Genomic DNA, 9,759 nt, shown 5'->3' with positions numbered 1-9,759 from the left:
ATACATATTATATGTACGAAGGCATTTCATTTACACAAGATTCTTGACGCTACCGGCCATCAAGATAACAGGGAAGAGGGAAGTCAAAACGGATAAGCCGAAGCTAGGAGCTTCTGAAGGCTTGAACGTCTTAACTTCACCCAATGAAGAAAGGTTACCCTTCTGTTCGAAGGCTGTAGGCGCGTAACGCTGTGCGAGCTTGGTGAACAGAGGACCGGCGATGATTGCGGCAGGAATTGCGACAACCAAACCGAAGAGTAAGACTTTCCCATCATTGGCACCTAACACAGCAGAAATCGCGACTGGTGCTGGGTGAGGTGGCAGGAATCCGTGGGTAACTGACAAGGCAGCAGCCATGGAAATCCCTAAGTAGAGAATTGGCACATCGGCTTCAACCGCAATGGCGAAGACGATAGGAATTAAGAGGACCATCCCAACTTCGAAGAAGAGGGCAATCCCTAAAATAAATGAAGCAAGCATGATAGCAAGTTGCAGGCGTTTCTTACCGAAACGATCAATTAAGGTCGTGGCAATCATGTAAGCACCACCGGCGTCGGCGACTAACCGACCCAGCATAGCTCCGAAACCGAAGACTAAGGAAAGTTCACCAAGTTGGCTCCCAATCCCCGTTTCGATGGTTGCGGCGATTTTGGTTAAATCCATCCCCAGTAACATGGCTGTCAGGACGGAGGTCAGAATCAGGGAAACGAACGTATTGATCTTGAAACGAATAATGAGGACCAATAGAAAGATAACCCCGATGACTAAAGCTAAAAGTTCTATTTGGAAGTAAGCCCTTTCATCTAATAAATTTTGAAAGGCCGCTGTGTAAACACCGACCAATCAATATAGTAAACACATTTTACCCGAAAGAATCTTTTTTGTATAGGCTGAATTTTATCAAACGATAAAATTTTCACCCAATTCTAACGGTGTTTCAGAAAAAATAAGTGGGTAACTTATTTTTTCTTTAGATCCGTCACATGAGTCCGTTGGTATTCCGCAATATTCTTGTATTCGGATTGCAACTGACGGCTCAAGCGGATGTAGATTGGAACCAAGGCGCGGTAAGCATCGTAGGTTTCTGGGTTAGGATGGTGAACATTCGTGACACCCACGAAGTTCTTAACGGCTGAAAGGTCGTCAATCATTCCTAAGGCATACATCCCTAACGTTGCGGCACCTAAGGCCGTTCCTTCTGGACTTTCTGGAATCGTGACGTCTTGTTCGAAGATGTCAGCTAACATTTGACGCCAGAGAGCGGAGCGGGCGAAACCACCGGTAGCTTGGATGCTGGATGGCTTGCCAACGACTTCTTCCAAGGCCAACATGACCGTGTAGAGGTTGTAAACAATGCCTTCCAGAGCGGCCCGAACCATGTGGGCTCGTGAGTGCGTCCGAGTTAAACCGAAGAAAGATCCACGAGCGTTGGCATCCCAGATTGGGGCCCGTTCGCCACCTAAGAATGGGTGGAAGATCAATCCGTCAGAACCGGCTGGAATCTTTGAAGCGATTTCCGTCAACAGGTCGTAAGAATCGACATGCATTTGTTCAGCAGTCAACTTTTCTGGTGCGAAGAGTTGGTCACGAACCCAACGGAAGACGATCCCACCATTGTTGACGGGTCCACCAACGACCCAGTGGTCTTTGGATAGGTAGTAACAGAATACCCGGCCCTTAGGGTCAATCTTTGGCTTATCGGTGACGACACGTACGGCACCGGAAGTTCCGATGGTGACGGCAACAACACCAGGGTTAATGGCATTAACCCCCAAGTTAGCCAGGGGACCATCTGAGGCACCCATGATGAATGGCGTTTGTGGGTCGATACCGATAACACCGGCGTAGTCGGCCTTCATGCCAGACACTTGGTCCGTGGTATCAACTAGCTTTGGTAATTGGTCACGTGTGATACCGGCAACCTCTAAGGCTTGGTCGTCCCAGTCCATCTTAAAGATGTTAAAGAGTCCCGTTGCGTTAGCGATTGAGTAGTCTTCTTGCATGACACCAAAGAGTTTGTAGATCACGTATTCTTTGATACCGACGAACCAACGCGCCTTTTTGAAGAGATCTGGTTGTTCGTTGCGAATCCAGATCAGCTTGCTCAGTGGCGTCATTGGGTGAATAGGTGTCCCGGTCTTTTCGTACAATTGCTTCCCAACACCGTTTTCGCGGAGTTCATCAGCGTATTTAACGGCCCGGTTATCCGCCCAGGTGATGGCACGGGTTAAAGGTTTGTGATCGCTGTCTAACAGAATCAGACTGTGCATAGCGGCGGAGAAAGAAACGCCGTGAAGTTGGCCGTTCTTAAGGTCTGCTTTCCGCAGAACCGTCGTTAAGCCATCAATGATCGCGGAGAAGATTTCTTCTGGGTCTTCTTCGGCCATGTCAGGCACATCCTGATAGAGGGGATAGAGGTTGTTAGAATAACCTTGCATCTTACCCGTTGTATCATACAATACGGTCTTGACACTGGTCGTTCCAATATCGACCCCAATCATGTAGTCCATAGTGCTCGTCCTTTCGTGGTGCGATTATCGTGAAAAAAAGAAGGTCATCACCCCAGAACAATAACGTATTCGTTCCGAGAACGCAACAGATACGTCGCGGTAAGGTAGCGGTTACACAAATAGCCGCTATCAGATGAGCTCTAATTTTCTCTACCACACACATTATATGAAAAGAAGTTTCACATTTCAAGTCAAATGCTGTAAAATGTTTACAAAAGTAAAATTTGATTTTGTAGAAAGGGGGCTGCGATTATCGCACGCTCAACGATTGGCAAGATTCGAGGGACTTATGATCAATTGTCCCGGACTGAAAAAAAGGTGGCACAATTAGCCTTAGATAATCCTGCAGTAGTTAGTGAAATGACAATTAAGGAGTTGGCCGCAGCGTCCAATGTTTCCACAGCGACGATTTCTCGTTTCGTGAAGCGAATGAATTATGCCAACTACCGTGAATTTACGATGGCTTTGGCCCACACTGCCGCAGCCATGACCCCACAACAGAGTTCCTTCCCGGAATTGGCCGAGGGTGACTCACTGGCAACGATTGCCAACAAAACGTTCCGGTTCTCCGTGAACTCACTGCGGGCAACGAATGATGCTTTAAATGAAGACGATTTGGCGCGCGCGGTTCTCAAAATTATCAATGCCAAGACCCTGGCGTTCTTTGGGTTAGGGGGATCTTCCATCGCGGCTTTAGATGGCTATCACAAATTCCTCAGAACCTCATTGAATGTGGTTTACCATCCTGACTATGATATTCAGTTGATGCAAGCGGCTAAGATGACCGCGGATGACTGTGCGATCGTGATTTCTCACTCCGGTCGAAACCACGAAACGTTACAAATTGTGCGGGAACTCACGCGCAATGGAGTGGCGATCATTGTCATCACCAGTTATAGTGGGTCCGAATTGGCGCAGGCCGCAGCGGTCACCTTCCTATCTTTGACAGATGAAGTGAAGTATCGGTCCGAGGGGATGTACTCGTTGATTTCTCAACTGACGATTCTCGACAGTCTTTTTATGATGACGGTCTTGCGCATTTCTTCACGGACCCAACCCGTCTTGACCCGAGTCCGCGATGTGATTGAACACACCCGAGATGAATCCTAACCAACATGGTATAATAGAGGATAAATTCTAGTTGGTGAGGAAGAGCGGTGATTGACGGTGAAACGAAAAGACTATCAACCTATTTATGACAACACTTTTCGTCACCCTCATCGACGTCGGCGACGCTGGTTAATCGGTTTATTAATTCTAGTTGTACTGGTAGCTGGGGCTTTTGGCTGGGAACAGTGGCAACAACATCAGCGAGCACAACTGGCCACGTATCCGGTTCGCGGGGTGACCTTGAATCAGGACAGCGGCTATGTTGATTTTCAACAATTGTCGCAGAAATCAGCCTTTGTCTACCTGCAGGCCACCTCGGGGGCCACGTATACTGATGATGACTTCAGTGACAACTATTCCCGATGTCAAGGAGCCGACATCAAGGTGGGGGTGGCGCACACCTTCAGTTTTACCTCCACGGCGGCCCAGCAGTATGCACACTTCAAGGATACCGTGGGCCAGGGCACCGGAACGTTGCCAATCCGGGTTTCGGTTAGCTACTATGATCAATACAACAACAATAATTCCGGGATGGCGAGTCAGGGTCAGAAGTTGAAAAGGTTGGTCACCTTGCTCAATAACGGGTATCAGCAGGGTGTTATTATCTTTGCGAATCAGACGGTAATGACTCAGTTCGTGGATCCTGTGTTGCCTAACCAGGCCAAGTGGTCAGCGGGAGGCAAACTCAAGAGTCACGGGCGTGAGGTTAAGTTCATCGAATATAATGCCAATGGGTCACTGTCTCAGAGTAATCAGAGCCAGCCAGTCTCACGTTCCGTGTTTAATGGAAGTAAGCAAGACTGGGAAAGCTTTATTAAATAGAAAAAAGCGTCGTTAGTTCGACGGGCATAAGGGCCTGGCGAATTAACGACGTTTTGTTTTTGTTATCAAGCTATTCAGTTGGTTTTTGCAGTGGCTGCATCGCATAAGTACAATCGTCGGCTTCATCGAAAAATGAAATGGGTTGGCGTTCGTTGGCGTGGATGGTCAGATGGTAACCGAATTTGTCCTGGAAGGTGAGCTGATGTTCATCAAGGTCTTTGACACGGACCTTAAGGGGATGATTATCGATCTGCACGTCAAGATTAGGACTGATTTCCAACCGGTGGTGGCGATGATTGTGGGGATCAACAAACTGCCACGTTCCGACGTAAAATAATGGCGATTCACTCGGTTGGTTCTTTTTCTTGCGATGTAGTGAAAATCCACCGGTCAAACCAGCCACAAGTGAAACGCCGAATAGTGCGATATCCCGACCCTTCACCAGTAATCCCTCCCTTGATTAAGTAATTAACTTCAATATAACATTTTTATCGAGAAAACTCGTCATAATTCCCTTGGATTTTAAGAAAATTAATGATGGCGCTATGCTTGCCTCGCTGTGACTGTTAAAATGAAGCTAATTAGAACTTATCTTGGGAGGTAACGACATGATTCGATTAGGAACGGTTGGAACGAATTGGATTACGCAACAGTTAGTTGATGCGGCCGCAGCAAGCCAACAATATGAACTGGCCGGGATTTATTCACGAGAGGCAGCAACAGCCAAAGCCTTCGGAGGGCGGAACCACGCGCAGGTTAATTATACGGATTATACCCAAATGCTGGCACAGGGCGATTTGGATGTGGTGTACATTGCCTCACCAAACAGCTTGCATTTTGCCCAAGCCTTGGAAGCAATTAAGCGTGATATCTCCATTATTGTGGAGAAACCGGCTTTCAGTAATCGGCGTGAGATGACGGCGATCCAGGCAGCCTTGGCCCAGCATCCCAAGGTGAAGTTCTTCGAAGCCGCCCGGCACGTGCACACACCTAACTTCCACCAAATCGAACGGGCCATGGCGGGACTCCCCACCGTTCAAGGGGCAAACCTGACCTACATGAAATATTCGTCACGTTACGACCAGGTGTTGGCTGGTGGCCGGCCAAACGTCTTCACCCCAGAATTTTCTGGTGGGGCCCTGCAAGACCTCGGGGTTTATCCCGTCTACCTGGCAGTGGCGTTGTTCGGTCAACCAGAGACGGTCGCTTACTTCCCAACGCTGATTGCGACGGGTGCGGATGGCAAGGGACTTGCCGTCTTACGCTATGCGGACTTCGACGTTGCCATTAACTTTGGGAAGACCAGCAATTCTACCGCAGAATCTGAAATTTATGGTCTGAAGGATACCATCGCCTTGGACAGCGCGGGTGAGTTGACCCACGTGTTCTTCCGTGACGCGACTGGACAAGAACAGAATCTCAGTGAACCAGCCTTGGACAATCCGATGACGCCTGAAATGGTGGACTTTGCGCGGATCTTACAGGACCCCGACGCCCCACAAAATGTGGCGGATTATCAGCGTTGGCTCGAGTGGAGCCTGACCGTGAACCAAGTACTATTTGATCTCCGGGTGGCGGGGAATCTCCGCTTTCCGGCCGACCAAAACTAAGAAAAAGAGGATACGATATGTTAAAACAATTTGAGGCCCACTTTAAGGACCTAGGTTACACCGAACCAACCGCGATTCAAACGGCGGTCTATGACCCCATGGTTGGCGACCATAACGTCCTAGGTCTGGCACCAACGGGGTCCGGGAAGACCGTGGCCTTTACCTTACCGGCCTTGGCCAACCTGCTTCCTGGTGACGGTATTCAGCTTATTGTGCTGGAACCTTCTCAGGAACTCGCGATTCAAACAAGCCGGATCATGCGTGACTGGGCGAAGCTCCTGGATTTGAAGGTCGTTGCTCTGACCGGGGGTGCCAACGTGAAGCGCCAGACGGAGCGCTTGAAGAAGCGTCCCGAAGTGATTGTCGGCACCCCGGGCCGGGTACTCAACCTGATCAGTGACCGCAAACTGAAGCTCCATTTGGTCAGTTTGATGATTGTGGACGAGGCCGACGACCTACTGACAGGGGACACCTTGGATACGGTCAGAGCGATTGCTCAGGCCGCACCAGCTGGCGTGCAACTCGGGTTCTTCTCTGCTACCGATACGCCAATTCTTCACGAGCTGGACAAGTGGTTTGGTCAGGACGTCGAACGGATTGACGTCCGGGCCGAAGACCAGACTCAGGGGACCGTCCGTCACGGGCTCTTGCAAGTTGGGATGGGCAAGCGTGATCAGATGTTAAAACGCCTGCTGTCGATGCCGAATTTCCGGGCCTTGGTGTTCTTTAAGCAAACCAATGCCTTACAACACACGGCCTCACGGTTCTATCACGACCATGTCTCGGCGACTAGTCTGACCAGTGATCTGCGTCAGGTTCAACGGGAGAAGGCCTTGCAGGACTTCCGGCTGGGCCGAACGCGACTGCTATTGACGACCGATGTGGCGGCACGAGGCTTAGACATCCCGAAGTTGCCAGCGGTCATTAACTATGACTTACCCCAGTCAGTCAATGAATACGTGCACCGGGCCGGCCGAACAGGTCGGATGGGTGAACCTGGACAGGTCCTCAGTCTGGGTGATGACCACGATTTGCGGGACTTAAAGAAGCTCCTCAAGGAGACCGATTACGATTTAGTTCCGATTTACTTTGGGAACCGTCGTTTGACCACGGAACGTCCGGTTGCTCCTAAGACACCGGCGAGTGCGGCCGTGACGACTAAACAAGCTGCGACACCGCAGGCCAAGGTTCCGGGGAGTGTTACTAGTAAGGCCGCGACCACTACGGCCCATGCCCCTAAGCCTGTGACTAATGCCCCCGCGGCACCAGTTCAGAAGAAGAAAAAACATAAGAACCGGCATACCAAGAATAAAGGAATGCGGAAGAAGTGGCGCGACAGAGATGCCGAGCAGAAGTAGTCAGCCTTTACAATTAAAAAGATCCGTGTAAAAATAAATCATGGATCTGTTTTATGGCCCCATAGCACAACTGGATAGGGCACTCGCCTCCTAAGCGAATGATCCCGGTTCGAGCCCGGGTGGGGTCAATCAATGTGTCATTAACCGATGCCAGACTGGTGTCGGTTTTTTGTTACGGAAAAATCGCAGTTTTCACACGAAAATTTCGCGTCTGGAACCGTTTTCTATTATAATGAAAGTATGTTAAGCCAAGAGGAGGCAGTTTCGATGGAAAATACAGAGTCAATGAACCCCAAAAAGTTCACACGCATTCTAGTCGGGGTGGATGACTCCCCGGATGCACAGTTGGCCTTTCGTTACGCCATGAACCGGGCTAAATTTGACGGGGCAGAGCTTGTCATCTGTTCCGTGTTGGAATCCGATAATATGAATATCTATCAAGCCTTGAGTAAGGACTATGTCCACGGTCAGCGAGCCGAACTTCAGGCGCATTTACAAAAGTATCAGGACCTGGCCGAACGCTTCGGGATCACCAAGGTCCATTACGTCATTGGCGAGGGCGATCCAGGTGAGACTATTGTGAAAAATATCATCCCCGACGTCAAACCAGACTTACTCGTCGTAGGATCGCTCTCTCAGAAGGGTGTCCGCAAGTATTTCGGGAGTCAGGCAGCCTACATGGCAAAATATTCTCCAATCTCGGTGATGATCGTTCGTTAGCGGATTAACACCGTTTGGCGGCTCTCAAATGAAAATAAGATACAGGTAAGCCCTTGCAAACCGTAACTTTTTTTCATACAATGTACTCTATGCATAATAGGATCGGACTACGGCAGGTCTGGTCCTCAGAATTCGGCATAGAAAAGAGAGAGAATAATGCAGTTCGTCATTTTGTTTTTGGGGATTCTCCTATTACTCTTCCTGATTATTCGAGTAAAGTTGAATACCTTTGTTTCGCTGATCGCAACGTCAATCCTTGTTGCGTTAGGGCTGGGGATGAACCCAGCCAACATCGCTGACTCCATCAAGAACGGTATCGGGAGCTCCATGGGCGAGCTGATCATCGTTTTTGGTTTTGGAGCCATGATTGGTCGGTTGGTTTCAGATTCCGGGGGATCTTACCGGATTGCGCGAACCCTGATCAATGTTTTTGGGAAGAAGCGGTTGCAGGTCGCCATTGTAGTGGCCTCCTTCCTGATTGGGATTTCCTTACTGTTTGAAGTTGGGTTAGTTCTGGTTACACCAATCGTGTTCGCCGTGGCCTTAGAAGCTGAGGTGCCCTTCCTGTACTTAGGTATTTCGATGGCGGCGGCCTTATCCGCTACGCAAGGTTTCTTACCACCACAACCCTCGCCAACGGCGGTCGCTACGGCGTTAGGGGCCAACGTGGGTGAGATGCTCTTGGTTGGGATTATTGTGGCGATTCCTTGTGTGATCGTCGCTGGTCCGATCTGGACGCGCGTCATTCGCCGGTTCAATCCAGATTTATTCGTGATCAAGAAGTCCTTACCTGCCTTTGGTGAGGTTAAGGAATTTGCTCTCGACGAGACACCTAGCTTTGGTTTAGCTGTGCTGACGTCACTGTTCCCAGTCGTCTTCATGGCCCTGGCAACCATTTATCAAATGACGGTCGATGGGGGGACTGCACCGAAACACCCACAAGGGTTGGACGCTGTGGTCTCCATGTTAGGGAACCCCGTCATTGCCATGGTGATTGCCTTACTCTTTGCGATCTGGTCGATGGGTTTCCATCGTGGCCGGACCATGAAGGAAATCAGTGCGACATTGGAAGATGCGATCAAGTCGATTGCCATGTTGTTGATGGTTATCGCTGGGGGCTCTGCCTTCAAGCAGGTCTTGATCGACGGTGGGGTCGGGAAGGCTGTGCAGGAATTAATGATGCACTCCAAGTTCTCCCCAATCCTGTTAGCCTGGTTGATCACGGTTATTCTGCGGGTATCGTTGGGTTCTGCGACGGTCTCCGGGATGACGGCGGCCGGGTTGGTGACGCCATTAATGCACACGCTTAATGCGGACCCAGTCATGATTGCCTTGGCCATTGGTGCCGGTTCTCTGGCAGCATCTCATGTGAATGATGCGGGCTTCTGGATGTTCTCAGAATACTTTGACTTGAGTGTCAAACAAACCTTCCAGGTCTGGACGACCCTCGAAACGGTTATTTCGGTTGTCGGCTTGTTAATGGTTCTCTTAATGAATACAATTATAAATTAACAAAGAGGAGATCAGGGCAATTGTCCTGGTCTCCTTTTAATTTGAGCTGTGAGGGCCGAAACGTCAGAAAAAGGCAGTCATCGCTGATTAGCAATGGCTGCCCTTCTCACAGCTTAT

Annotated in this window: 8 protein-coding genes, 1 tRNA gene and 1 pseudogene; 7 read left to right on the top strand and 3 right to left on the bottom strand. The window is 49.7% G+C overall.

Annotated features, from left to right (window positions below; all coding sequences use genetic code 11):
• Window positions 1–54 precede the first annotated feature (54 nt).
• Window positions 55–783: pseudogene (locus tag IV54_RS09100) on the bottom strand (gluconate:H+ symporter); the annotation flags it as partial.
• Window positions 784–959: 176 nt separating this feature from the next.
• Window positions 960–2,510, bottom strand: a complete 1,551-nt coding sequence (gntK, locus tag IV54_RS09095) for a gluconokinase (RefSeq protein ID WP_057879047.1) — start codon at window positions 2,508–2,510, stop codon at window positions 960–962.
• 249 nt (window positions 2,511–2,759) lie between these two features.
• On the opposite strand from gntK, the gene IV54_RS09090 reads away from it, so the two are divergent.
• Both IV54_RS09090 and IV54_RS09085 read left to right on the top strand, forming a co-directional pair.
• Window positions 2,760–3,620 carry an SIS domain-containing protein gene (locus IV54_RS09090; protein ID WP_338034233.1) on the top strand — a complete coding sequence of 287 codons (861 nt, stop codon included), beginning with the start codon at window positions 2,760–2,762 and terminating at the stop codon, window positions 3,618–3,620.
• A 57-nt stretch (window positions 3,621–3,677) separates the two neighbouring features.
• Window positions 3,678–4,442 (top strand): GH25 family lysozyme, encoded by a 765-nt coding sequence (locus tag IV54_RS09085; RefSeq protein ID WP_057879049.1) that lies wholly within the window; start codon window positions 3,678–3,680, stop codon window positions 4,440–4,442.
• Between the two features lie 70 nt (window positions 4,443–4,512).
• Here the strand turns inward: IV54_RS09085 and IV54_RS09080 are convergent, their stop codons facing one another.
• Window positions 4,513–4,884, bottom strand: coding sequence for a DUF4828 domain-containing protein (locus tag IV54_RS09080; RefSeq protein ID WP_057879045.1), 372 nt, complete (start codon window positions 4,882–4,884; stop codon window positions 4,513–4,515).
• A 166-nt stretch (window positions 4,885–5,050) separates the two neighbouring features.
• Between IV54_RS09080 and IV54_RS09075 the strand changes: the two genes are divergently transcribed.
• From IV54_RS09075 to IV54_RS09055, 5 genes are all read left to right on the top strand, one after another.
• Window positions 5,051–6,052, top strand: a complete 1,002-nt coding sequence (locus IV54_RS09075; protein ID WP_057879044.1) for a Gfo/Idh/MocA family protein — start codon at window positions 5,051–5,053, stop codon at window positions 6,050–6,052.
• Window positions 6,053–6,069: 17 nt separating this feature from the next.
• Window positions 6,070–7,410, top strand: a complete 1,341-nt coding sequence (locus IV54_RS09070) for a DEAD/DEAH box helicase (RefSeq protein ID WP_057879043.1) — start codon at window positions 6,070–6,072, stop codon at window positions 7,408–7,410.
• Between the two features lie 55 nt (window positions 7,411–7,465).
• Window positions 7,466–7,538 (top strand) — tRNA-Arg (locus tag IV54_RS09065).
• Between the two features lie 139 nt (window positions 7,539–7,677).
• Entirely contained in the window at window positions 7,678–8,130 is a 453-nt protein-coding gene (locus tag IV54_RS09060) for a universal stress protein (RefSeq protein WP_057879042.1), read from the top strand.
• Window positions 8,131–8,286: 156 nt separating this feature from the next.
• Window positions 8,287–9,642, top strand: a complete 1,356-nt coding sequence (locus IV54_RS09055; protein WP_083488571.1) for a gluconate:H+ symporter — start codon at window positions 8,287–8,289, stop codon at window positions 9,640–9,642.
• The last annotated feature ends 117 nt before the right edge of the window (window positions 9,643–9,759 follow it).

Origin of the sequence: Levilactobacillus paucivorans (assembly GCF_001437125.1) — a bacterium.
In the GTDB taxonomy this organism is placed as follows: domain Bacteria; phylum Bacillota; class Bacilli; order Lactobacillales; family Lactobacillaceae; genus Levilactobacillus; species Levilactobacillus paucivorans.
This window is presented reverse-complemented; position numbering and strand designations above follow the sequence as displayed.